General features: G+C 67.2%; 23 protein-coding genes and 1 pseudogene. 11 read left to right on the top strand and 13 right to left on the bottom strand.

What is annotated here, in order from left to right; all coding sequences use genetic code 11:
* Positions 1-184: 184 nt before the first annotated feature.
* Positions 185-1,414 carry a phosphoglycerate dehydrogenase gene (gene serA / locus IB229_RS11120; RefSeq protein WP_192328432.1) on the top strand — a complete coding sequence of 410 codons (1,230 nt, stop codon included), beginning with the start codon at positions 185-187 and terminating at the stop codon, positions 1,412-1,414.
* A 296-nt stretch (positions 1,415-1,710) separates the two neighbouring features.
* Here serA and IB229_RS11125 read toward each other — a convergent pair whose 3' ends face one another.
* The gene (locus IB229_RS11125) at positions 1,711-2,214 is read right to left on the bottom strand and encodes a DUF523 domain-containing protein (protein WP_192328435.1); all 504 of its coding nucleotides are present in this window, start codon (positions 2,212-2,214) and stop codon (positions 1,711-1,713) included.
* An 8-nt stretch (positions 2,215-2,222) separates the two neighbouring features.
* Positions 2,223-2,837: a 2OG-Fe(II) oxygenase gene (locus tag IB229_RS11130; RefSeq protein WP_192328438.1), complete on the bottom strand. Its 615-nt coding sequence runs from the start codon at positions 2,835-2,837 to the stop codon at positions 2,223-2,225.
* A gap of 84 nt (positions 2,838-2,921) precedes the next feature.
* Between IB229_RS11130 and IB229_RS11135 the strand changes: the two genes are divergently transcribed.
* Entirely contained in the window at positions 2,922-3,680 is a 759-nt protein-coding gene (locus tag IB229_RS11135; RefSeq protein ID WP_192328441.1) for a hypothetical protein, read from the top strand.
* Between the two features lie 7 nt (positions 3,681-3,687).
* On the opposite strand, the gene IB229_RS11140 is transcribed toward IB229_RS11135, so the two are convergent.
* Positions 3,688-4,644 carry an alpha/beta hydrolase gene (locus IB229_RS11140; protein ID WP_192328444.1) on the bottom strand — a complete coding sequence of 319 codons (957 nt, stop codon included), beginning with the start codon at positions 4,642-4,644 and terminating at the stop codon, positions 3,688-3,690.
* Positions 4,645-4,745: 101 nt separating this feature from the next.
* Between IB229_RS11140 and IB229_RS11145 the strand changes: the two genes are divergently transcribed.
* Positions 4,746-5,318 (top strand): DUF6436 domain-containing protein, encoded by a 573-nt coding sequence (locus tag IB229_RS11145; protein WP_192328447.1) that lies wholly within the window; start codon positions 4,746-4,748, stop codon positions 5,316-5,318.
* 86 nt (positions 5,319-5,404) lie between these two features.
* Here the strand turns inward: IB229_RS11145 and IB229_RS11150 are convergent, their stop codons facing one another.
* A complete protein-coding gene (locus IB229_RS11150; RefSeq protein WP_192328450.1) occupies positions 5,405-6,160 on the bottom strand; it encodes an NRDE family protein in 756 nt (251 codons plus the stop codon).
* Between the two features lie 236 nt (positions 6,161-6,396).
* Here IB229_RS11150 and IB229_RS11155 point away from each other — a divergent pair, with 236 nt between their 5' ends.
* The 4 genes and pseudogenes from IB229_RS11155 (at position 6,397) to IB229_RS11170 (ending at position 9,383) form a co-directional block, all read left to right on the top strand.
* Positions 6,397-7,179: a sulfite exporter TauE/SafE family protein gene (locus tag IB229_RS11155; RefSeq protein WP_192328452.1), complete on the top strand. Its 783-nt coding sequence runs from the start codon at positions 6,397-6,399 to the stop codon at positions 7,177-7,179.
* Between the two features lie 9 nt (positions 7,180-7,188).
* Positions 7,189-7,995, top strand: coding sequence for a prolipoprotein diacylglyceryl transferase (gene lgt, locus IB229_RS11160; protein WP_192328455.1), 807 nt, complete (start codon positions 7,189-7,191; stop codon positions 7,993-7,995).
* Positions 7,992-8,786: a thymidylate synthase gene (locus IB229_RS11165; protein ID WP_192328458.1), complete on the top strand. Its 795-nt coding sequence runs from the start codon at positions 7,992-7,994 to the stop codon at positions 8,784-8,786. Before lgt ends, IB229_RS11165 begins: the two co-directional genes overlap by 4 nt.
* Before the next feature lie 68 nt (positions 8,787-8,854).
* Positions 8,855-9,383 (top strand): annotated as a pseudogene (locus IB229_RS11170) (REP-associated tyrosine transposase).
* Positions 9,384-9,445: 62 nt separating this feature from the next.
* On the opposite strand, the gene IB229_RS11175 reads toward IB229_RS11170, so the two are convergent.
* Positions 9,446-10,369 (bottom strand): LysR family transcriptional regulator, encoded by a 924-nt coding sequence (locus IB229_RS11175; protein WP_192328460.1) that lies wholly within the window; start codon positions 10,367-10,369, stop codon positions 9,446-9,448.
* A 94-nt stretch (positions 10,370-10,463) separates the two neighbouring features.
* On the opposite strand from IB229_RS11175, the gene IB229_RS11180 reads away from it, so the two are divergent.
* Positions 10,464-11,345 (top strand): DMT family transporter, encoded by an 882-nt coding sequence (locus tag IB229_RS11180; RefSeq protein ID WP_192328463.1) that lies wholly within the window; start codon positions 10,464-10,466, stop codon positions 11,343-11,345.
* Between the two features lie 11 nt (positions 11,346-11,356).
* Here IB229_RS11180 and IB229_RS11185 read toward each other — a convergent pair whose 3' ends face one another.
* The 3 genes from IB229_RS11185 to IB229_RS11195 all read right to left on the bottom strand — a co-directional run bounded on the left by IB229_RS11185 (position 11,357) and on the right by IB229_RS11195 (position 14,822).
* Positions 11,357-11,890 (bottom strand): hypothetical protein, encoded by a 534-nt coding sequence (locus IB229_RS11185; RefSeq protein WP_192328465.1) that lies wholly within the window; start codon positions 11,888-11,890, stop codon positions 11,357-11,359.
* A gap of 171 nt (positions 11,891-12,061) precedes the next feature.
* Positions 12,062-13,435 carry a DUF3482 domain-containing protein gene (locus IB229_RS11190; protein WP_192328468.1) on the bottom strand — a complete coding sequence of 458 codons (1,374 nt, stop codon included), beginning with the start codon at positions 13,433-13,435 and terminating at the stop codon, positions 12,062-12,064.
* Positions 13,428-14,822 carry a DUF2868 domain-containing protein gene (locus IB229_RS11195; protein ID WP_192328471.1) on the bottom strand — a complete coding sequence of 465 codons (1,395 nt, stop codon included), beginning with the start codon at positions 14,820-14,822 and terminating at the stop codon, positions 13,428-13,430. The genes IB229_RS11190 and IB229_RS11195 overlap by 8 nt, the downstream gene beginning before the upstream one ends.
* Before the next feature lie 132 nt (positions 14,823-14,954).
* Between IB229_RS11195 and IB229_RS22095 the strand changes: the two genes are divergently transcribed.
* Complete coding sequence (locus IB229_RS22095; RefSeq protein ID WP_192328474.1) at positions 14,955-16,139, top strand: sensor domain-containing diguanylate cyclase; 1,185 nt, start codon at positions 14,955-14,957, stop codon at positions 16,137-16,139.
* A gap of 49 nt (positions 16,140-16,188) precedes the next feature.
* On the top strand, positions 16,189-16,701 hold the full coding sequence (locus IB229_RS11205; RefSeq protein WP_192328477.1) for a dihydrofolate reductase: 513 nt from the start codon (positions 16,189-16,191) through the stop codon (positions 16,699-16,701).
* Positions 16,702-16,724: 23 nt separating this feature from the next.
* On the opposite strand, the gene IB229_RS22040 is transcribed toward IB229_RS11205, so the two are convergent.
* On the bottom strand, positions 16,725-16,853 hold the full coding sequence (locus tag IB229_RS22040; protein WP_263864153.1) for a hypothetical protein: 129 nt from the start codon (positions 16,851-16,853) through the stop codon (positions 16,725-16,727).
* Here IB229_RS22040 and IB229_RS11210 point away from each other — a divergent pair.
* Complete coding sequence (locus IB229_RS11210; RefSeq protein ID WP_192328480.1) at positions 16,852-17,505, top strand: YitT family protein; 654 nt, start codon at positions 16,852-16,854, stop codon at positions 17,503-17,505. The genes IB229_RS22040 and IB229_RS11210 overlap by 2 nt on opposite strands.
* A 46-nt stretch (positions 17,506-17,551) precedes the next feature.
* On the opposite strand, the gene gloA is transcribed toward IB229_RS11210, so the two are convergent.
* The 4 genes from gloA to ilvD all read right to left on the bottom strand — a co-directional run bounded on the left by gloA (position 17,552) and on the right by ilvD (position 22,146).
* Positions 17,552-18,079 (bottom strand): lactoylglutathione lyase, encoded by a 528-nt coding sequence (gene gloA / locus IB229_RS11215; RefSeq protein WP_192328483.1) that lies wholly within the window; start codon positions 18,077-18,079, stop codon positions 17,552-17,554.
* A 159-nt stretch (positions 18,080-18,238) separates the two neighbouring features.
* Positions 18,239-18,697: a metallophosphoesterase family protein gene (locus IB229_RS11220; RefSeq protein ID WP_192328486.1), complete on the bottom strand. Its 459-nt coding sequence runs from the start codon at positions 18,695-18,697 to the stop codon at positions 18,239-18,241.
* A gap of 351 nt (positions 18,698-19,048) precedes the next feature.
* Complete coding sequence (locus IB229_RS11225) at positions 19,049-20,170, bottom strand: AGE family epimerase/isomerase (protein ID WP_192328489.1); 1,122 nt, start codon at positions 20,168-20,170, stop codon at positions 19,049-19,051.
* Positions 20,171-20,298: 128 nt separating this feature from the next.
* Positions 20,299-22,146 carry a dihydroxy-acid dehydratase gene (ilvD, locus tag IB229_RS11230; protein WP_192328493.1) on the bottom strand — a complete coding sequence of 616 codons (1,848 nt, stop codon included), beginning with the start codon at positions 22,144-22,146 and terminating at the stop codon, positions 20,299-20,301.
* Positions 22,147-22,425: the final 279 nt, after the last annotated feature.

Genomic DNA, 22,425 nt, shown 5'->3' on the forward strand with positions numbered 1-22,425 from the left:
GGGAACTCTCAAACAATTCATGGTCACCCTGAGCACGCTTCATCGGCCAGGGGTGGGTGTTTCGCGGGGCTCGTATGCTAGCATACGCCCCCCGTTAATCGTGCCCCCGGGCCGATGGCACGGCACGCTCAGCACTGCCGCTGAGGCTTTCCCTGACACTATTTGTGGGACAACAGGTACTCCGATGAGCAAGACCTCTCTCGACAAGAGCAAGATCAAGTTCCTTCTGCTGGAAGGCGTGCACCAGAACGCCGTCGATACCCTGAAGGCCGCCGGTTACACCAACATCGAGTACCTCAAGGGCGCGCTCTCGGACGAAGAGCTGAAGGCCAAGATCGCTGACGTGCATTTCATCGGCATTCGCTCGCGCACCCAGCTCACCGAAAGCGTGTTTGAAGCGGCGAAGAAGCTGATCGCCGTCGGTTGCTTCTGCATCGGCACCAACCAGGTCGACCTCAACGCGGCCCGCGAGCGCGGCATCGCCGTGTTCAACGCGCCGTACTCCAACACCCGTTCGGTTGCTGAACTGGTGCTGGCCCAGGCCATCCTGCTGCTGCGCGGCATCCCGGAGAAGAACGCTTCCTGCCACCGTGGTGGCTGGATCAAGTCGGCGGCCAACTCCTTCGAAATCCGCGGCAAGAAGCTGGGTATCGTCGGTTACGGCTCCATCGGCACCCAGCTGTCGGTTCTGGCCGAAGCCCTGGGCATGCAGGTGTTCTTCTACGACACCGTGACCAAGCTGCCGCTGGGCAACGCCACCCAGGTGCCGAAGCTGCACGACCTGTTGGGCATGTCCGACATCGTGTCTCTGCACGTGCCCGAGCTGCCGTCCACCCAGTGGATGATCGGCGAGAAGGAAATCCGCGCCATCAAGAAAGGCGGCATCCTGATCAACGCCGCGCGCGGCACCGTGGTCGAGCTGGAGCACCTGGCCGCCGCGATCAAGGACGAGCACCTGATCGGCGCCGCCATCGACGTGTTCCCGGTCGAGCCGAAGTCCAACGACGAAGAGTTCGAGAGCCCGCTGCGTGGCCTGGATCGCGTGATCCTCACCCCGCACATTGGTGGCTCCACCGCCGAAGCCCAGGCCAACATCGGTCTGGAAGTGGCCGAGAAGCTGGTCAAGTACAGCGACAACGGTACCTCGGTGTCCTCGGTCAACTTCCCCGAAGTCGCCCTGCCGGCGCACCCGGGCAAGCATCGCCTGCTGCACATCCACGAGAACGTGCCGGGCGTGATGAGCGAAATCAACAAGGTGTTCGCCGACAACGGCATCAACATCTCCGGCCAGTTCCTGCAGACCAACGACAAGGTCGGCTACGTGGTGATCGACGTCGACGCCGAGTACTCGGACCTGGCGCTCGAGAAGCTGCAGCACGTCACCGGCACCATCCGCAGCCGCGTCCTGTTCTAAGAACCTGTTCACGATCTGCTGTGCGTCGGCCCTACTGCGTTAAAAGCAGGCTCGGAATGCTCATTTACAGTTCGTAAACTCCGCTTCCTCGCCTGCTTTTGCCTTGTACGGCTCTAGCTCGCGAGATCGTGAACAGGTTCTAAGGCGCGTCACTGCACTGAAAAAGGGAGGCTTCGGCCTCCCTTTTTCGTGGGCGTCGATCATCGTTGCACCGCTCGCAGGATGTATGGCGTGCAGTAATACGCCATGAGGCTCTTCGACGGGTTAGCGGCAGGGAAAGCGGCTGGCGGCTGTGGTCATCCGCGCGGCTCGGCCTGCTCCAGCTCGGCCAGGGCGTTGGCGGCTTCGCTCAGCTGGTGCTCGTTGAACACCTGCACGCCGGCGCGGCGCAGGGCCGCAGCGGTGACGCCTTCGCCGGCGACCAGCGCGCCGCTGAAGCTGCCGTCGTAGGTCTGCAGGTTGCCGCACGACGGGCTGCGCGCTTTGAGCACGGCGATGCGCAGGCCGTGCTCGGCGACCAGGCGCAGGGCGATCTGGGCGCCGGCAATGAACGCCGCGGTGACATCGCTGGCCTGCACGGTCAGCACCTGGCGATCACCATCGAGCACCAGGGCGCCCTGGCCGCCGGGGATTTCCGCTGGTGGGCGCGGCGTTGGCAGGCCGCCGGCGACTTCCGGGCACAGCGCCACGATGCGCTCTTGCGCCTGCCACCGCTGCAGTTGATCGAAGGGACCGTGGCCGGCGCCGTCGTAGCGCACCGGATGACCGAGCAGGCAACGACTGACCAGAATCCGCTGCATGTTGATGCCTACACCGCGCGTCGGCGGAACCAGCCGGTCAGCGACAGGCGCTCGCGGGTGGCCGGCAGCACTTCGTGGGGCATCTGCGCCGACATGAACAGCGCCAGCGTGCCGGCCCGCGGCAGGACGTCCAGGCTCGGCGCGGCGTCCGGGTACAGGCGCAGCGCGCCGCCCTGTTCGGCCTGCCAGGCGTCGTTGAGGTAGAACACCGCGGACACCGTGCGTCGGTCGTCGTCGCGGAAGCGATCGAGGTGCTTCTGGTAGAAGGCCCCGGGCGGGTAGAGGGCAAAATGGCTTTCGTAGTCTTCCAGCCCCAGGTACAGCGCCTGGTTGAGTGCCTGGCGCAGCCTGTCCATGATCGCCAGGTACTGGTCGCAGGCCGCGTGCTCACCCGCTTCCAGCCACTGGATACTGTCGCCGCGCACGCTTTCGCGCACCGCCAGTGCCTCACCGCGGCCGACGCCGGCGGCGCTGAGCGCGCCGCGTTGTGCACGCGCGCGGCACTCTTCGGCCAGTTCACGGGTCAGAGCCTGTGGCAGGAAGTCGAGCTGACGCGACCAGCCTTGTTCGGCCAGCTCGTCGATAATCTGCGGCAGGCGCTGTGAGTACGAATCGATTTTCATCGGCGGATTCTATCAGCGCACCGCGTCCGGCTCGACAAGCCCGCCGGCGCCCCGGAAAATAGCCGCGCCAGACAGGAGTTCCCCATGCGCGTTGTGTTCGCTTTCCTATTGATGATCTGCAGCCTGACGTCCTTCGCCGACGACCATGCCCGGCTCTACCAGGCCGCCGGCTGGCCGCAGCAGCGCGAGCATTTCAGCGATGCCCTGAGCGCCGCCCAGCAGCGCTACAGCCGCACGCTGCCGCCGGCGGTGTATCAGGCGCTGGTCGACAACAGCAACCGCCGCTTCGAGCGCCAGGCCCTGGAGCAACGCGCCCAACTGGCCCTGCGCGAGGCGCTGCCGAACCCGACCGCCGCGCTACAGTTCTTCGAGTCGCCGCTGGGGCGCAAGATCGTCAATGCCGAAGTGCTGGCCACCCGCAGCGACCAGCTGGCGCGCAATGCCAATGGCCTGCCGCCGAGCGATGCCAGTGCCACCCGTCGTCTGCAGATCCGCCACCTGGCCCAGGCGCTGCCGGCCGATGAGGCCGCGGCGGAAGTCAGCATGGCCCTGGCCGGTGTCGCGGCGGACAGCCTAAGCTCGATGATTCCCGGCCTGCTCGGCGGCGGTCAGGCCGATGCACTGCTCAACAGCCAGCGCGAGCAGGTGAAGAAGCAGATCACCGCCGACCTCGACAACACCCTGCTGTATGTCTACCGCGAGCTGTCGGATCCGGAGCTGGAGGAGTTCGTCACCTTCGCCGACTCGGCCGACGGTAAGGCCTATTACCAGGCCGCCCTGGCCGCGGTGAAGGCCGGCCTGGGCAGCCAGCAGAACAGCGTGCCCGACGCCCAGGGCATCTGAGAACCGCCTAGCTCAGGCGTTCGCGCAGGAAGTCGAAGTACTCCTGGCGCAGCGCCGGGCTTTCGTTGACCAGGTGGTGCCGCGCCGTTGGCAGGCGCAGGACCTCCGGCTGGTCGAACTTGGCTTGCAGCACCTGCAGGTTGTGCCGCCACTCCACCGTCATGTCCGCCTCGCCCTGCACGATCAGCGGGCGCTGGGTGCTGCGTGGCGCCGCCTCGATCCGTGGAATCCAGCGCGCCAGGGCACCGACCCAGGCGGTCGGCAGCGAGCGCGGCTGCAGCGGATCGCGGTGCTGGACGAAGTCGAGGAACTCGGCGTCGCTGGAGTTCTCCGAGAAGCGTCGCGGGATCGCCGATTTGAACGGGCTGAGCAGGTGGTAGCTGAGCTTGGACAGGCCCCAGGCGCGCGGGCGCACCAGCGGCGCCAGGAGAATGCTCGTGCCCTGCTCGGGACGCGGCGTGCCGGTGAGCAGGTAGTCGACCAGGATCGCCCCGCCGGTGCTCTGCCCGCACAGGTGCCAGGGCTGCGGCAGGTTCAGGTTGGCGGCTTCGGCGAACAGGCCCTGCAAGGTGGCCTGGTAGGCGGCGAAGTCGTCGATGCTGGCGCGCGGCCCGGCGGACAGGCCATGGCCCGGCAGGTCGCAGGCCAGCACGGCGAAATTCATGCTCAGTGCCCAACCGATCAAGTGGCGATACAGGCCCATGTGGTCGTAATAGCCGTGCAGCATCAGCAGGGTGGCCTTGGGCTGCTCGGGCGCCCACAGCTGCACGACGATGCGCAGGTCGCCCTGCTCGAAGCAGCCGAGCTGGCTGCGCACGCCAGCATGCTGGCTGCCCAGGTCGAGGCCGTAGTGCCGCTGGTAGGCCTGTTCCTCGGCGCTGAGGGCGCGCGGCGCTGCGGCCAAGGGTCGCAGGTGGGCACGCAGGCGGTCGGGCTGGAACGGCTCTAGCGTTGGGCTGGGCATGGCGGTCATCGATTCGGGCCGGGTCGTTGCTGTGGCTGCTGATATTCAGCTGCGCGGCGCGGCATGGCAAGCTAGCGCTCCTTCCGTCGAAGTCCGCCGTCATGCCCACGCGTCGTCGCAACCTGCTGGTCAGCCTGCTCGCCATTCTCTGGCTGGGGGCGATGCTGGCTGCTTTCTGGTGGTACGAGGCGCGCTACATCCGCCCGTTCGATACCCGCACCGAGCTGTTCTCCGGTGCCGAGCTGCGCCTGCCGGCCGAACTGGCCGGGCCGGGGCCGATCCGTCTGGTGCATTTCTGGGACCCGGCCTGCCCGTGCAACGTCGGCAACCAGCAGCACCTCGCCGAGCTGATCAGCCGCTACGCGCCGCAGGGCGTGATGTTCTATGCCGTGCAGCGCCCTGGCAGTCACGGCAGCCTGCCGCAGACCCTCAGCGCGCTGCTGCCGCTGGAGCAGTTGCCCGGTAGCGAGAACCTGCCAGCCAGCCCGGCGGTGGGCATCTGGGACCGCGATGGACGCCTGGCCTACTTCGGCCCCTACAGCGAAGGCGCGCTGTGCACCTCGGCCAACAGCTTCATCGAACCGATCCTCGACGCCCTCGGCGCCGGGCGCCCGGTGCAGGCCGATAGCAACCTGGCAGCCGGCTGCTTCTGCGACTGGACAGCCAGCGAGTAAACGCCATTAGACCCTGCTTGGGATTTTCTACGGGGCATTCAGCAGGCCTGGGCGGCCCCGCGCACCCTACGGAAACACCGAGCTTCTCAGGCGGGTGGCAGGTTCAGTTCGACCTCGCCGATGACCTCGCCCTGCGTGCCGAAACTGCGCTCCAGCAGCTGCTGGCGGCCATCGGCCAACACCCTTAGCACCGTACTGGCCCGCGTGCCGTAGGGCGGGCTGCAGATGAAGATGCTCGACAGCAGGCGCTCCCATTCCAGGCCGATGCCGGTGTCCGGCAGATCCGCATCGGCGGCACCTTGGCGGTCGGCCAGCAATGCCAGCAGATGCGGTGTCTGCGGGTCGTCGAGAGTGGCGGCGAAGGCGGCCTTGGCGCGTTGCAGTTTCGGCCAGGGGGTGTCGAGGCCTGCGTTGGACACACCGTGCACGCCGCTCTGCACGCGGGTAACGGCGCCGGCCTTGGAATTGAAGAACCATAACGCCTCGCGCGTGCCGACCAGCAGGTTGAAGCCGCTGTAGTGCTGCGCCTGGCCGGCCACGTCGCGCAGGTACTGTTCCGGCGTCTGTGTGCCGCGCAGGAAATCCAGCGGCAGCTCGCCCCGCGAGCGCTCGCCCTGGGGCAGGCGTGGATCGCGGATATTGGTCAGCGCGGCGAAGCGGCCCTCGGCGGTCACGCCCAGCCAGGTGCCGCCGGCCTGCAGGTCGCGACCGGCATACAGGCCGGGCGTATCCGCCCATTCGCCCAGCGCCTGGGTCGGGCGCGCGTGGAATTCATCGCGGTTGGCTGCCAGCAGCAGTGGCTGGGCGTGACCGGGGCGCCAGGCGAAGACGATCAGGCACATGGCTCGGCTCCTCGGTGTGCACACGCAGTGGCGGCGAGGCGGGTGGCGGCGGGCGTCGGGCAGTCGATGTCGCGCATGCAGCGTTCCTTCGTAGGGTGCGGGCACTCTAGGGGCTGTTGCCGCCGTCTCGCAAGCCAAGGGCTCGCGGGTCGGCGCTGACGCACTTCCACCCGGCGGCGCAGGTGGAGCGCGCAGGGCCCATCCGTTACCATGCCGCTTCGTTTTCGGGGGTGTCGATGGAATTTCTGCTCTACATGGTGCTAGGTGCCTGCGCAGGCGTGCTCGCCGGGCTGTTCGGCGTCGGTGGCGGCATCATCATCGTGCCGGTGCTGGTATTCAGCTTCACCGCCCACGGCTTCGACCCGCAGACGCTCACCCACCTGGCCGTCGGCACCTCGCTGGCGACGATCATCTTCACCTCGATCAACTCGGTGCGCGAACACCAGCGCAAGGGCGCGGTGCGTTGGCCGATCTTCGCCTGGATGACCCTCGGCATCCTCCTTGGCGCCGGCCTCGGCAGCCTCACCGCGGCGGCGATCCAGGGCCCGTACCTGCAGAAGATCATCGGTGTGTTCGCCATCATCATCGCCATCCAGATGGGCCTCGACCTCAAGCCCAAGGCCAGCCGTGAAGTGCCCGGCAAGGTCGGCCTGACCGCCGCCGGCGGGGTGATCGGCTGGGCCTCGGCGATCTTCGGCATCGGCGGAGGCTCGCTGACCGTACCATTCCTCACCTGGCGCAGCGTGCCGATGCAGCAGGCGGTAGCGACCTCGTCGGCCTGCGGCCTGCCCATCGCCGTGGCCAGCGCGCTGAGCTTCATGATCATCGGCTGGGACCAGCCCAACCTGCCGGAGTGGAGCCTGGGCTTCGTCTACCTGCCGGCGATGGTCGGCATCGCGCTGACCAGCATGTTCTTCGCCCGTTTCGGCGCGCGCCTGGCCCATCGCCTGTCGCCGCGCCTGCTCAAGCGTTTGTTCGCCCTGTTGCTGCTGTGCGTCGGCACGAGTTTTCTCATTTAAGGAATCGCCATGCTGCCTTATCCGAATATCAACCCGGTCGCCCTCGACCTCGGCTTCATCCAGATCCACTGGTACGGCCTGATGTACCTGGTCGGCATCGGCGGTGCCTGGTGGCTGGCCTCGCGCCGGCTGGCCGAGTTCGATGCCAGCTGGAGCAAAGAGAAACTCTCCGACTTGGTGTTCTGGGTGGCCATGGGCGTGATCCTCGGCGGGCGCCTGGGCTACGTGCTGTTCTACGACCTGCATTCCTACGTCGCCAACCCGGCGCTGATCCTGCAAGTGTGGAAGGGCGGCATGTCGTTCCACGGCGGTCTGATCGGCGTGCTGCTGGCCACCTGGTGGTTCGGCAAGCGCAATAACAAGGGCTTCTTCGAGCTGATGGACTTCATCGCCCCGCTGGTGCCGATCGGCCTGGGTGCCGGGCGCATCGGCAACTTCATCAACGCCGAGCTGTGGGGCAAGGTCACCGACGTGCCGTGGGCGATGGTCTTCCCTACCGGCGGCCCGGAGCCGCGTCACCCTTCGCAGCTGTACCAGTTCGCCCTCGAAGGCGTGGCGCTGTTCCTCATCCTCTGGGCATTCTCGCGCAAGCCGCGGCCGACCATGGCGGTGTCCGGGTTGTTCGCCCTGTGCTACGGCATCTTCCGCTTCATCGTCGAGTTCGTCCGCGTGCCGGATGCCCAGCTCGGCTACCTGGCCTTCGGCTGGCTGACCATGGGTCAGGTGCTGTGCCTGCCGATGATTCTTGGTGGTGCCGGGCTTATGATCTATGCCTACCGCCGCCAAGCCGCCCACGCCCAAGGAGCCGCGCAATGAAACAGTACCTCGACCTGATGCGCCTGGTTCGCGACACCGGCACCTTCAAGAGTGACCGCACCGGTACCGGCACCTACAGCGTGTTCGCCCACCAGATGCGCTTCAATCTGGCCGACGGCTTTCCGCTGGTGACCACCAAGAAGTGCCACCTCAAATCCATCATTCACGAGCTGCTGTGGTTCCTCCAGGGCGACACCAACATCAAGTACCTGAAGGACAACGGCGTGCGCATCTGGGACGAGTGGGCCGACGAGAACGGCGACCTCGGCCCGGTCTACGGCTACCAGTGGCGCAGCTGGCCGGCACCGAACGGCGAGTCGATCGACCAGATCGGCAAGCTGATCGAGATGATCAAGAAGAACCCGGACTCGCGGCGCCTGATCGTCTCCGCCTGGAACCCGGCACTGGTCGAGCAGATGGCCCTACCGCCGTGCCATGCGCTGTTTCAGTTCTACGTCGCCGACGGCAAGCTCAGCTGCCAGCTGTATCAGCGCTCGGCCGACATCTTCCTCGGCGTGCCCTTCAACATCGCCAGCTACGCGCTGCTGACCCTGATGGTCGCCCAGGTCTGCGGCCTGCAACCGGGTGATTTCATCTGGACCGGCGGCGACTGCCACCTGTACGCCAACCACCTGGAACAGGCCGACCTGCAGCTGACCCGCGAGCCGCTGCCGCTGCCGACCATGAAGCTGAACCCCGAGGTGAAGGACCTGCTGGCCTTCAAGTTCGAGGACTTCGAGCTGGTCGGCTACGAAGCTCACCCGCACATCAGCGCCCCTGTGGCGGTGTAATTCATATGTAGGGTGGGCTTTAGCCCACCAATTGTTTCGAACATTGCAGATCAGGCAAAGGATTGCCCATGTCGATCTATCGCCGCGAATGGATTCCCGGCGGCACCTACTTCTTTACCGTCACCCTGGCGGACCGGCGCTCCACGCTGCTGGTAGATGCCATTCCCCTGCTGCGCAAAGCTTACGCTGAAGCACGTAGCCGTCTGCCCTTCGAGACCGTTGCCATCTGCGTGCTGCCCCGATCATCTGCATGCGATCTTGACGCTGCCGGATGGTGATAGTGATTACGCCCAGCGCTGGGCCTTGATCAAAAGTGGCTTCTCCCGCGCGCTACCGGCTGCAGAGAGCATCGGTGCCAGCAAGTCGCGCAAGCGTGAAAAGGGCATCTGGCAGCGGCGCTTCTGGGAGCACCGTATCCGCGACGATGCTGATCTGGCGCGGCATGTCGATTACACCCACTTCAACCCGGTGAAGCACGGCCTGGTCGCGCAGGTTAGAGACTGGCCGTATTCGAGTTTTCACCATTATGTTGCGCGGGGAGTTTTGCCTGGGGATTGGGGCGGGCGGGATGGTTTAGAAGGGCGATTTGGGGAGTAGGGGATTGGTATTGGGTGGTTTATTGGTGGGCTGAAGCCCACCCTACGTCTGCCCTTGCGTAGCTAGATCAGAGTTGGCTTCGCCAGCCCCTCGGCCAGGTGATCGATCAGCACCCGCAGCTTCGGCGGCAGGTGCCGGGTCGGGTGGTAGAGGATCCATGCGGTGCCCTGGTAAGAGCCGGTGTAGCGCCAGTCGGGCAGGACCTGTTGCAGCTCGCCCGAGGCCAGCGCCGCGGCGGCGGTGAAGTGCGGCAGGCAGGCGATGCCCAGGTCGCTGAGTGCGCCGTTCAGGCGCACCTCGCTGTGGTTGCTGGCGAAGCGTCCGCTGACCGCCACCACGCACTGCTCATCACCGTTGCTGAAGTGCCAGCGGTGATCGTCCGGCACCTCGTCGAGAACCAGGCACGGGTGGCGCACCAGCTCCTGCGGGTGCTGCGGCATGCCGTGGCGCTGCAGGTAGGCCGGTGTGGCGCAGAGCAGTTGGCGCACGCTGCACAGCGGGCGCCCGGCTAGGCCGAGTGGAGGCTGGTCGGTGATGCGCACCAACAGGTCGAACTGCTCGCCGATCAGGTCAGGGCTGCGGTCGCTGAGGTTGAGGCTGACGTCCACTTCCGGGTAGCGCGCGAGAAAATCCGCCATCAGCGGGCTGATCAGGAACTTGCCGAACGCCTTGGGCACCGACAGGCGCACGCGGCCGCGGGCGTGGCTCATCAGCCGCTCGCTGACCGCCATGGCCGCCTGGGCGGCGCCGAGCATTTCACGACAACGCTCGAACACCTCGGCGCCGGCTTCGGACAGGCGCAGGCGCCGCGTGGTGCGTTCCAGCAGGCGCAGGCCGAGCGCCTGTTCCAGGTGGGCGATCTGCCGGCTCACCGCCGAGGCGGTACTGCCCTGTTGCCGCGCGGCGGCGGAGAAGCTGCCGCACTCGACCACGCGCACGAACATGGCCATGTGCGGCAGCAGGTTAGCGGGAATATTTGTGCTCATGGCGAACAGGTCTTGTGTAATTTCGCTGGATTATCACGGCGTGAGTCGCAATGGACAATGGCGCTCCGTCCTGATGTGCCTTGCGGAGTTGCCCATGTCCACCCTGATCAGCCAGTCCCGAGTGCGTCTCCTGCAGGGCAGCGACCTGCTGTTGCTGCTGGTTGCGGTGATCTGGGGCAGCAGCTACGGCGTGGCCAAGCAGGCGCTGGCCTTCTACCCGGTGCTGGGTTTTCTTGCCGTGCGGTTCTGCCTGACCTTCCTCATCCTCTTGCCGCAACTGAGCGGTGAAGGACGCAAGGCCTGGGCGCCGGGCCTGCCGCTGGGCGCGGTGATGCTGGCGATTTTCCTCTGCGAGACCTACGGCGTACTGCACACCAGCGCCAGCAACGCGGCGTTCCTGATCAGTCTGTGCGTGGTGATCACGCCCTTCGTCGAGTGGCTGATGCTCGGCCAGCGTCCGGACTCGCGCATGCTGCCGGCGGTGGGGCTGTCGCTGCTGGGCACCTGGCTGCTGAGCGGCGGGGTGGACCTGAACTTCAACCTGGGCGATGGCCTGATGCTGCTGGCCGCGGCGTTGCGCGCGCTGCTGGTGTGCCTGACGCGGCGCCTGACCGCGCACACCAACGTGCCGGCGCTGGCGCTGACGGCGGTGCAGACCGGAGTGATCGGTGGTGGCTGTCTGCTGCTCGGCACGCTGCTGTTGCCCGGTGGCCTGCCGGCCTTGCCGCGCGAGCCGGCGTTCTGGATCGGCAGCCTGTACCTGGTGCTGTTCGCCACCCTGTTCGCCTTCTTCATCCAGAATCACGCACTGCGCCACAGCAGCCCGACGCGGGTATCGTTGCTGATGGGCAGCGAGCCGCTGTTCGGCGCGCTGTTCGCGGTGCTCTGGCTGAGCGAGCAGCTGAGCCTGCAGGCGTGGATCGGCGGACTGCTCATCGTCGCCGCCACGCTCTGGACCAGTCTCAGTCGGCGCTGATTACGCCGCGCTCAGGACAGCAGGGCTGCCTCTTCTTCCGGGCTGCCGTTGGCAAGGGCGAAGCCATTGGCGTTCTCCTCGATCTCCTTGGCAGCCTGCAGCTCGGCGCGGTCCTGCATGCGCTCGGCAATCTCCTTCTCGATCGCCTCCTGCTGCTCCGGCGACATGGCGTCGACCTCTTCCTCGCTCAGGCCCATCTCCTTGAGGATGGCGTCGCGCATCTTCTCGGCCGGGGTCATGTCCATGTACTCGCGAAAGGCCTGCACGGCCGGGTCTTCCTTGGTCAGGCTCTGGGTCAGCGTGCCGCGGCTGACGCTGGATTCCACGCCGTCGATCTCGGCGCGGTTCTGCAGGTTGACCCGCAGCTTGGCGAACGCCTCTTCGTAAGCTGCTTCGGTTTGGTGATCGTAGGTGCCGGTTGCCTTGAAGCTGGGGGGAATGACCGGTTGCGGAGCGGCGAGCTCCTCCTCCCGAAAGCCTTCTTTGGCGCGTCGGCCGATGACCGACAGCGGATTGTGTCCGCCAATGCCACTGATGCTGTTCATGGTTCCTCCTGGGGTCCGCATGAGCGCGGACTGTCCCAGGAGCAAGGTGGGTGCCAGCTTTACTATTTTTTGATCAAGCGCTTTTTAATCAACAGGTTGCGCGGCCTGATCGGCGCGTGGGCGGCGGCAGTGCCTGGCCATTGGCGGCAAGCGTTTGCCGCCGTCGACCCTTCAGCTGCCGCCCAGCTCCACGGCCAGGTTGGCCACTTGCTGCTGACGCTCGGCCTGTTCCAGACGCGCGCCGGGATTCAGTGACGACCACTCGGGATGCGCACGCGCCTTGCGCAGCGCCTCGGGCAGGCGGGCTTCGCGCCAGCTCTTGTCCTGCGGCGCGTCGAGCTGGATCGCCGTGGTCGCGGCGTGGCCGCGGGCATCGAGGGCAGCGAGCAGCTGACGCTGGCGAAGGGCGAGCAGGCGAAGCACGCCGTCGTCGACGGTCAGCTCGCGCTGCCCCTTGAGCTTGCCGAGCAGGCGTCCGCCGTAGGCGCGGGCAGTTTGCAGGCCACCGCCGGCGAGGGCGCCGAGCAGCGTGGCGGCGCCGAGGGTCAGGCCGCCGACCAGCAGGTCGATGCCGACCCCGGCCGCGGCGCCCGCGGCCATGCCGCCACCGACATTGATGCCGAGCTGGCGCAGGGTTTCCGGGTTGAACAGGTCGTCGCCCCAGCGCCCGTCGAGCAACGGCAGGTCGCCGGCCCGAGCGTCTTCGCGGCGAAAGGCGTACAGGCGCAGCAGTGCCTCGACGCAGGTCTGCTCGCGCTGGCGGATGGTCGTGTGCAGCGCGCGGATTTCACCGGCCTCGATGTCGCCCTGGGCGGCGACGCTGCGTCGGCAGGCGGCGCAGTCGACCAGCAGTTCGGCGACCAGGCGCGCACCGGCCTGATGGCGGGCGCCGCGCTGTGCTTCGTGGTCGAGGATCAGCCGCTCCAACTGCGGACGCGCCTGTTCCAGCAGCAGCGCCAGGCTTTCATACAGGCGCCGCTCGCCGTCCAGCGGCGGCGCCACGGTGTCGAACGCTACCCGCGCATGCAGACCGAGGCGGGCCAGGGCGTCGCGCCATTCGCTTTCGCGTTGCTGCGGATGGCCGCTGAAATTGAGCACCGGCAGCAGCGGCTTGCCGGCGCCGGCGAGCACTGCCAATTCATCCCGGTACTTGGCCAGCACCGGCTCGCGGGCGTCGATCACGTACAGCCCGGCGTCCGAGGCGAGCAGCTGGCGCAGCACCTTGGCCTCCTGCTCGAAGCGCTGGCGCGCCTCGGCGGTATCGAGGAAGCGCGTGACCCGCGCAGGGCCGTCGAGGCGCTCGCCTGGCCGGTCGAGGCGTTCCAGGTAGTCGAGCAGGGCGATGGCATCTTCCAGACCGGGGGTGTCGTACAGCTCGAGCAGTGCTTCGCCGTCGACCGACAGACGCGCGCCCTCGACATGCCGGGTGGTGCTTGGCCGGTGCGAGACCTCGCCGAAATCGACGTCGCGGGTCAGGGTGCGCAGCAGCGAGGTCTTGCCGACGTTGGTGTGGCCGACCACGGCCAGTTTCAGCGCCTTAGTCATGTCCGCTCTCCAGCCAGGTCTGCGGCGCGCAGTCCGACCAGCGCAGGCCGAGCTTATCGAGGGCCTGGTGCCAGTCGCCCAGGCGCTGGCTGTCCTGGGCCTCACCGGGTGGCGGCTGGAGCAGCCAGATGCGGGCTTCGCCGGCACTGCGCGCCAGCTCGCCGAGCAGCGCCAGGGTGCCGCGGTCGGCCGAACGGCGCGGGTCGCAGGCGATCAGCAGGCGTGCCGGGGGGAAGCGACCAAGCTGTTCGAGCAGGTGTTGGCGCTGCTCACGGCTGTCGAGGATGCCGGCGTCGCCGATGCCCTTGGGCAGGGCCGGTGGCCAGGCACGTTGCGGGTCGAGCTCGATGGCGACGAGCAGGGCGCCGCTGCTCGACAGCGTCGCCGTGGCGTTGGCGGCTGGTGTGACCAGGTCGGGCGCCGGGTCGAGCACGCCGAGACGTTCGCTGGGCGGCTGCAGGCGTTCGGCGAGCAGGCGGTAGCTGGGCAGGCTGAGGTCGAGTTGCAGGAGCGCCTGGCCGTGCTGCCAGCGCCACAGGCAGAACAGACCGAGCAGCAGGCGTGGTAGCAGGCCGTAGACCAGCAGCACGCCGATCAGCCAGCCGGCCCAGGCGTGCCGTGCGGCCTCGCTGGTCAGGGCGCTGTCGCCGCTGGCGCGGATGGTCTGTGCGTCGGGCAGGGCGAAGCCGAGCAAGCCGGGCAGGGCGCCGAGGGCCTGGGTCAGGGCGACGAAGGTGTCGCTGCCGAGCAGGGTGGTTTCCCAGACGAAGCCGTAGCGGCGCGTCGACAGCAGGGCCAGCAGCATCAACAGGGCAGCGCTCAGGGCCACCAGCCACAGGCCGTGGACCAGCATGCCGAGCAGCCAGCGGTTGAGCCGTCGGCGTTGCAGCAGTATCACCAGCGCCGGGGCCAGTTGCGCGGCGCGGGCGTCGCGGGCCAGGCGTTCGCTCAGCCACAGCCACAGACGGCCAAGCGCGGCGCCCTGGTCGCCGGGCAGCATCAGGCTCAGCGCCCAGCCGATCAACAGCGCCAGGTGCAGGCCGAGCAGGCTGCCGAGTGCCCAGAACACGTTGACCGCGCGGCTGCCATCGCCGAGCGCTGCTACAGCGAGGCCGGCGCCACTGGCCAGGGCCAGGATCAGCAGCAGCCACAGGGCCAGGCGCGCGCCCTGCAGCCAGTGACGCTGCGCCTGGACCTGGCCGTCGCGCGCGGCCAGCCACAGGGCACGGGCCTCGATGCGCTGACGCAGGTCGTTGCCGGTGGCGCGGGCGTGGCGGTTGGCTTCGCCGTCTTCCAGCGGGCCGGCGTGCTCTTCGCGCAGGCTCAGGGTTTCGCACAGCCAGAGGCGTTGCAGGCGGTTCGGCGCGGGTGAGTGGTCGGCAGTCACGCGGTGGTCCGGTTGCAGGTCGAGCCCAGAGCATAACCCCTGCGACGCGCTGCGGGGCAAGCGCCGACTTGTCTATGGGTATGACGGCAGACTAGTCTGGCGAGCATAAGAACAATACAGCGAGCGGCTATCGTGCAGTTACCGCATCTGGACTGGGTCAATCAGGACTCCCCCTACCTGCGTCAGCACCGCGACGGCTTCCGTCTGCTGCGCTTCGACGGCGAGATGGAGGAGGCTTTCAACCGCTACCACATCAATGTGTTCATGGTACGCATGCGCTGGGCACTGCTGGTGGCCATGGTGCTGATCCTGCTGTTCGCTGTGCTCGACGCGGTGAGCCTGCCGGAAAGCGTGCGCAACCAGACCATCGCCCTGCGTCTGGGGGTGATGCTGCCGATGCTCTTCTGCACCTGGTGGGCGTCCTACCGCAAGGCGCTGCACCCGCACTTCCAGCTGATCGCCGGGCTCTGCTCGCTGGGCTGCGGCCTGGGCGTGGTGGCGATCATCTGGATCGCCCGCGAGGCCAGTTTCCCATTGCCCTACGAGGGCATCATCCTGGTCACGGTGTTCTTCTACTTCCTCACCGGCCTGCGCTTTGTCGCGGCCTCGTTGTGCGGCTGGCTGATCTTCTTCGCCTACCTGATGGTGGAAGCGGTCAGCGGCCTGAGCGGCGAAGTGCTGCTGTACAACGCCTTCTTCCTGGGCACGGCCAACGTCATCGGCTCGGTCGGCTGCTACTTCCTCGACTACGCCACGCGGCAGAACTTCCTCGCCCAGGGCCTGCTGCAGGACCTGGCGGAGAAGGACTTTCTCACCGGCCTGCTCAACCGGCGCGCCTTCAGCGAGCGGGCCGAGCGCAGCTGGCGCCAGGCCATGCGCGAGCGCCAGTCGCTGGCGGTGGTGATGATGGATATCGACTACTTCAAGCGCTACAACGACCGCTACGGCCACGCCGCCGGAGACGAGGCGCTGCGTGCGGTGGCCGAGGTCATCGGCCAGCACGCCCGGCGCCCGCTGGACAGCACCGCGCGCTACGGCGGCGAGGAGTTCGTCGGCCTCTGGTACGGCCTGCGCGAGGAAGACATCCTGCCGATCCTGGAGAGCCTGCGCGCTTCCATCCAGGCCCTGGCCGTGCCGCACGAGCAGTCGGAGGTGGCGCCGGTGGTGACCATCAGCATCGGCCTGGCCTATGTCCTGCCGCTGCCGCACCAGAGCCTGCAGGATGCCCTGCGCCTGGCCGACGTGGCGCTGTACCTGGCCAAGGAGCAGGGGCGCAACCGCGTGGTGCTCAAGCGACCAGGCAGTCAGGGCACATGAAGCCGCGCTGGCGCTTCAATCGCGCCGGCCGAGCCGTTATCCTGCGCCGATGAAAACGACGCTCCCCCTCTGCCTGATCGCTGCCCTCGCGGAAAACCGCGTGATCGGTCGCGACAACCAACTGCCCTGGCACCTGCCGGCGGACCTCAAGCACTTCAAGGCCAAGACCCTCGGCAAGCCGATCATCATGGGTCGCAAGACCTGGGATTCCCTTGGTCGTCCGCTGCCTGGCCGGCTCAATCTGGTGGTCAGCCGCCAGCCCGGCTTGCAGCTGGAGGGCGCGGAAGTCTTCCCGTCGCTGGAGGCCGCGGTGCAGCGTGCCGATGAGTGGGCGCGGGAGCAGGGTGTCGACGAGCTGATGCTGATCGGCGGCGCGCAGCTCTACGGCCAAGGCCTGGCGCAGGCCACGCGCCTGTACCTGACCCGTGTGGCCTTGCAGCCCGAGGGCGATGCCTGGTTCCCGGCCTTCGACGAGGCCGCCTGGCGCTGCGTCGAGCACGAGGAGCATGCTGCCCTGGAGACGTCGCCAGCCTATCGCTTCGAGACCTGGCAGCGCGGCTAGGCGCTGCCTTCGCCCGACAGCTGTTACGGTTGAACCTGGCGCGCCTGAGCGCGTGCCTTCGCCATCTGCATTCCCTTGATCTGCGTCGTCCCGCGCGTCGGGCGACGCCCTATGCTGTCGCCTGCATTGCCGGCGAAGAGGTTCGCGTCCATGAGTGACACCACCCCCGACAGCGTTTCCGCCGACGCGGAATCGGTTGCCGAGATATTCGTCCGCCATCCGCTGTGGGAGGACGCCCTGGCAATGGTCTTCGGCACCGCCATGGTGGCCCTGGGTATTGCCTTCTACAGCCACGCCGGGCTGCTCACCGGCGGCACCGTGGGCCTGGCCTTCTTGCTCAAGTACCTGGCAGGCTGGCCGTTCGGCCTGGTGTTTTTCCTGCTCAACGTACCGTTCTACGCCCTGGCGTTGTGGCGCATGGGCTGGCAGTTCACCCTGCGCACGGCCTGTGCCGTGGCCCTGGTGTCGCTGCTCGCCGAGCTGACGCCGCAATGGGTGGTGTTTGCCGCGCTGAACCCGCTGTACGCCGCGGTGTTCGGCGGCTTCGCGATGGGCCTGGGGCTGCTCATGCTGTTCCGCCACCGCGCCAGCCTGGGCGGGGTGAACATCCTCGCGCTGTACCTGCAGGAACGTTTCGGTCTGCGTGCCGGTGCGGTGCAGATGGGCGTGGACGCGACCATCGTGCTGGCGTCGATCTTCATCGTCACCCCGGACAAGGTCGCGCTGTCGGTGCTTGGTGCGGTGGCGCTGAACATGGTGCTGGCGGTCAACCACCGCGCCGGGCGCTACATGGGCGTCAGCTGAGCGCGGTGGCGGCAGGCGCCTTGCACGCCTGCCGCACTTCGGGGGCTCAGACCACCGGGGTGAACTGGATGATCTCGACCCAGTAGCCGTCCGGGTCCTTGATGAAGGCGATGTCCTTCATGCTGCCGTCGCTCAGGCGCTTCTGGAAGGTCACGCCCAGCTCCTCGAAACGTGCGCAGGCGGCGTGGATGTCCGGTACGGCGACGCACAGGTGGCCGAAGCCGCGCGGGTCACTGTTGCCGTTGTGGTAGCTGAAGTCGGCGTCGTTCTCGGTGCCGTGGTTGTGGGTCAGCTCGAGGATGCCGGGGATCGATTTGCGCCACTGGTGGCGCTCGCTCGGGTCGGCAGGTATCTGCGACTTGTCGGCGATCAGGGCGAGGAAGTACAGGCTGAACTTGGCCTGCTCGAAGTCGATCTTCTCGATCAGGCTGAAGCCCAGCACGCGGGTGTAGAAGTCCAGCGCGTGTTCGAGGTTCTTCACCCGGATCATGGTGTGGTTGTAGACGAAGTCGGCGGTGGCCGCGTCAGGCGTGCCGGTGACGCCGGGCAGGGCGTTGAGGTCGTCGAGGGTCATGGGGCTCCATTGGCTGAGGGCTGGGCAGGCTGAAAATCAGTACCTGTCTAGGTGGCCTCTACGGAGGGGCTTTTCAAGGCTTGGCAATGATTTAGTGGCGCTCCTGCAAGGCTTCGGGTGGCGCTTGCCTGCGTGCCGATGGCGTTGCTGAGCGGCGAGCTAGACGGTCAGCTCGATCATTTCAGCCTCGACCTGGCCGTTGTCGACATGCAGCAGCGCCAGGGCGATCGGCAGCTTGAAGCGCCGCGGCCCGGCGCTGCCGGGGTTGAGGTAGAGCACGCCGTGGCGCAGCTGCTGCGCCGGTTTGTGCGAATGGCCGGTGACCACCACGTCGATGCCGGCGGGCAATTGCTCGGGCACGTCGGCCAGCTCATGCACCACGTACAGGCCGATGCCACCGATGCGCAGCACCGCTTCGCTGGGGATGGCGGCGGCCCAGGCGGCGTCCTCGTCGTTGTTGCCGCGTACCACGGTCAGCGGCGCCAGCTCGCGCAGGCGCTCGATGATCTGTGGGTTGCCGATGTCGCCGGCGTGGACGATGTGCGCGCAGCCCTGCAATGCTGCCAGCGCCTCGGGGCGCAGCAGGCCGTGGGTGTCGGAGATCAGGCCGATTTTCATGCACGCTCCCAGGGTCTGTTCCCGTTTCGTTCGCGAACCGCGTTGCTGCGCCAAATCGCGCCAGGCAAGGCGCGGGACGCTGGTAATGGTCATTCCCTTGCCAAGTCCCGCAACGCCGCATGGCGCGATTTGGCGCGCAACCTAGGCGGCCCCACCCGAAGGGACGGGCCAGTATTTGCGCGGAACGTCGTTATTTGGCCGACCACACTTCGCGTCTCGTGCCTAGCTCCGCGCAAATACTGGCTACGTCGCGGCCGTGAACGAAACGGGAACAGACCCTAGGCAAGCTCGGGTGGTCACCCTGTTATAGCGCCTGAACGCTACCTGGCAATGCACACGCCCCGGAACCGCTCAGGCGAAGCGTTCGGCCAGGGCGGTGTAGCAGGTGGCCAGGTGATAGGGCGTGGTCGAGGGCATGTCCGGGCGCGACAGCCGGCCCTCGCCATCGAGGCTCTCGTGCCAGCCACCGGCATGCAGGAAGCGCGTGTGCAGCACCTGCAACTGCTGCTGCACGCGCGCGTCACCGTGCGGGCGCAGGGTCAGGGCGCGGATGTATTCGGCCTGGGCCCAGATGCGCTGGCTGCTGTCGCGCGGCGTGCCGTCGGCCGCGAGCATGGCCAGCACGCCGCCGTCGGCGCGCACGCCGACCTGTTCGGCGTAGACGAAGGCCTGTTCCAGCGAGGCGTGCAGGGGCGTGCCACGCAGCAGCGGCGAGGACTGCAGCAGGAAGAACCACTCGAACTGATGCCCCGGCTCGAACCAGTTGTCGGCCGCCCCGCGCGGTTTTTCCAGCATCAGGCCATGGTCCGGCTCGATGAAGCGCGCCTGCAGGGCGTCGACCAGGGCCAGCAGGGTGCGTTGTACGGCGCTGTCTTCACGGGCGGCGAGCACGGCCAGCAGTGCTTCGGCCAGATGCATCAACGGATTCTGCAAGGGCCCGGTACCGCGCGACGACCAGTCCCGCGCCAGGCTGGCCTCGTACAGGCCGCGGCCGTCGGCGAAGCGGCTGTGCAACAGCGCCAGGGCCTCATCCAGCACGGCCTCGATCTGCGCGTCGCGCACCCGCGCCCAGTAGTGTGCGCAGGCGAAGATGACAAAGGCGTGGGTGTACAGGTCCTTGCTGGTATCCAGCGGCGCGCCGTGTGGGTCGATGCTGTAGAACCAGCCACCGTGCTTGGCGTCGTGGAAGTGCCGTTGCAACGACTGGAACAGCGCGGCGGCGCGCTCCCGGGCGGCGGGAAATGCCGGCTGGTCGATCAGGCTGCTGAACAGGTAGAGCTGGCGGGCGCAGGCCATGGCGCGGTAGCGCTGCACGGGCAGCGGGCGGTGGGCTGCGTCCAGTGCTTCGTAGGGCAGGGCGAGTTCCGCGTTCCAGCCGGGGCCTTGCCAGAGCGGCACAATGTGCGTGGCAAAGTGTGCCTGCACGGTGTCGAACAGGGCGCGTGGAGCGGCGGGGCGGGAACGGTCGGGCATGGGCGCGTCGTCAGGGCTGGGGGCGCCATGGTAACAAATGCGCGCGCCGGATCGTGCCCGCGCGCGCATCTGGCAAGGCGAAAGAAAAAGCCCGGCGGTTGCCGGGCTTTTTCGTGGAGCGGATGCGCTTACTGCACCAGTTTTTCCAGCAGCGCCTTGTCGCGCACCGCACCCTTGTCAGCGCTGGTGGCGAGCAGGGCGTAGGCTTTGAGCGCCGTGGTGACCTTGCGCGGACGGCTTTCCACCGGCTTCCAGCCCTTCTTGTCCTGCTCGTGGCGGCGATGGGCGATTTCCTCGTCGCTGACCAGCAGGTTGATGGTGCGCTCGTGGATGTTGATCAGGATCTTGTCGCCTTCGCGCACCAGGCCGATGGCGCCGCCGGCAGCCGCTTCGGGGGAAGCGTGGCCGATCGACAGGCCCGAGGTGCCGCCGGAGAAGCGGCCGTCGGTGAGCAGGGCGCAGGCTTTGCCCAGGCCCTTGGACTTCAGGTACGAGGTCGGGTAGAGCATTTCCTGCATGCCCGGGCCGCCTTTCGGGCCTTCGTAGCGAATGATGACGATGTCGCCTTCCTTCACTTCGTCAGCGAGGATGCCGCGCACGGCGCTGTCCTGGCTCTCGTAGATCTTCGCGTTGCCTTCGAAGATATGGATCGACTCATCCACACCGGCGGTCTTCACCACGCAGCCGTCGAGGGCGATGTTGCCGTACAGCACGGCCAGACCGCCTTCTTGCGAGTAAGCGTGCTCGACACTGCGGATGCAGCCGTTCTCGCGGTCGTCGTCGAGGGTTTCCCAACGGGTCGACTGGCTGAACGCGGTCTGCGTCGGGATGCCCGCCGGGCCGGCCTTGAAGAAGGTGTGCACGGCTTCATCGCTGGTCTGGGTGATGTCCCACTTGGCGATGGCTTCGGCCACGGTTTTGCTGTGCACGGTCGGCAGGTCGGTGTGCAGCAGGCCGCCACGGGCCAGCGAGCCGAGGATGGAGAAGATGCCGCCGGCGCGATGCACGTCTTCCATGTGGTACTTCTGGATGTTCGGCGCCACCTTGCACAGCTGCGGCACCTTGCGCGACAGGCGATCGATGTCGCGCAGGTCGAAGTCGATCTCGGCTTCCTGGGCGGCGGCCAGCAGGTGCAGGATGGTGTTGGTGGAACCGCCCATGGCGATGTCCAGGGTCATGGCGTTCTCGAACGCCTTGAAGTTGGCGATGTTGCGCGGCAGCACCGAGTCATCGTTCTCGCCGTAGTAACGCTTGCACAGCTCGACGATGGTGCGGCCGGCCTGCAGGAACAGTTGCTCGCGGTCGCTGTGGGTGGCCAGGGTCGAACCGTTGCCCGGCAGGGCCAGGCCCAGGGCTTCGGTCAGGCAGTTCATCGAGTTGGCGGTGAACATGCCGGAGCACGAACCGCAGGTCGGGCAGGCGCTGCGCTCGTACTCGGCGACCTTCTCATCGGAGGCGGTGGAGTCGGCGGCGATCACCATGGCGTCGACCAGGTCCAGACCGTGGCTGGCCAGTTTGGTCTTGCCGGCTTCCATCGGGCCACCGGAGACGAAGATCACCGGGATGTTCAGGCGCAGGGCGGCCATCAGCATGCCGGGGGTGATCTTGTCGCAGTTGGAGATACAGACGATGGCGTCGGCGCAGTGGGCGTTGACCATGTACTCGACGGCGTCGGCGATGATCTCGCGGCTCGGCAGCGAATAGAGCATACCGTCGTGGCCCATGGCGATGCCGTCGTCCACGGCGATGGTGTTGAATTCCTTGGCCACGCCGCCGTGCTTCTCGATCTCGCGGGCGACCAGCTGGCCGAGGTCCTTCAGGTGCACGTGGCCGGGCACGAACTGGGTGAAGGAGTTGGCGATGGCGATGATCGGCTTCTTGAAGTCTTCGTCCTTCATCCCGGTGGCGCGCCACAGGGCACGGGCGCCGGCCATGTTGCGGCCGTGGGTGGACGTTTTCGAGCGGTAATCAGGCATGACGGTTTCCTGGCTAATCAGGTGTCTGGTTATAGGTGTGCATGAGCGCTGATCGACCGACAGTGACGGCAAGATGGCCGCGCTTTCGGTGTGGGTCGTAGTCGAAGCGGGGTTACCGCTTGTACGGCCTGGGCTCACCGGCCCGCCGGGGATGGTTGGCGAGGAATGGGCCGATTCTACGCCGCAGACGCCGGCCTGGGAAAGGCTGGCGGTCGCCCCCGGCAAGGCGGGGGCGCTTAGTAGGCTGTGCCGTGCGCACCGAGGGTATTCGGTGAGGAA

Origin of the sequence: Pseudomonas sp. PDM14 (genome assembly GCF_014851905.1) — a bacterium.
Lineage (GTDB): Bacteria > Pseudomonadota > Gammaproteobacteria > Pseudomonadales > Pseudomonadaceae > Aquipseudomonas.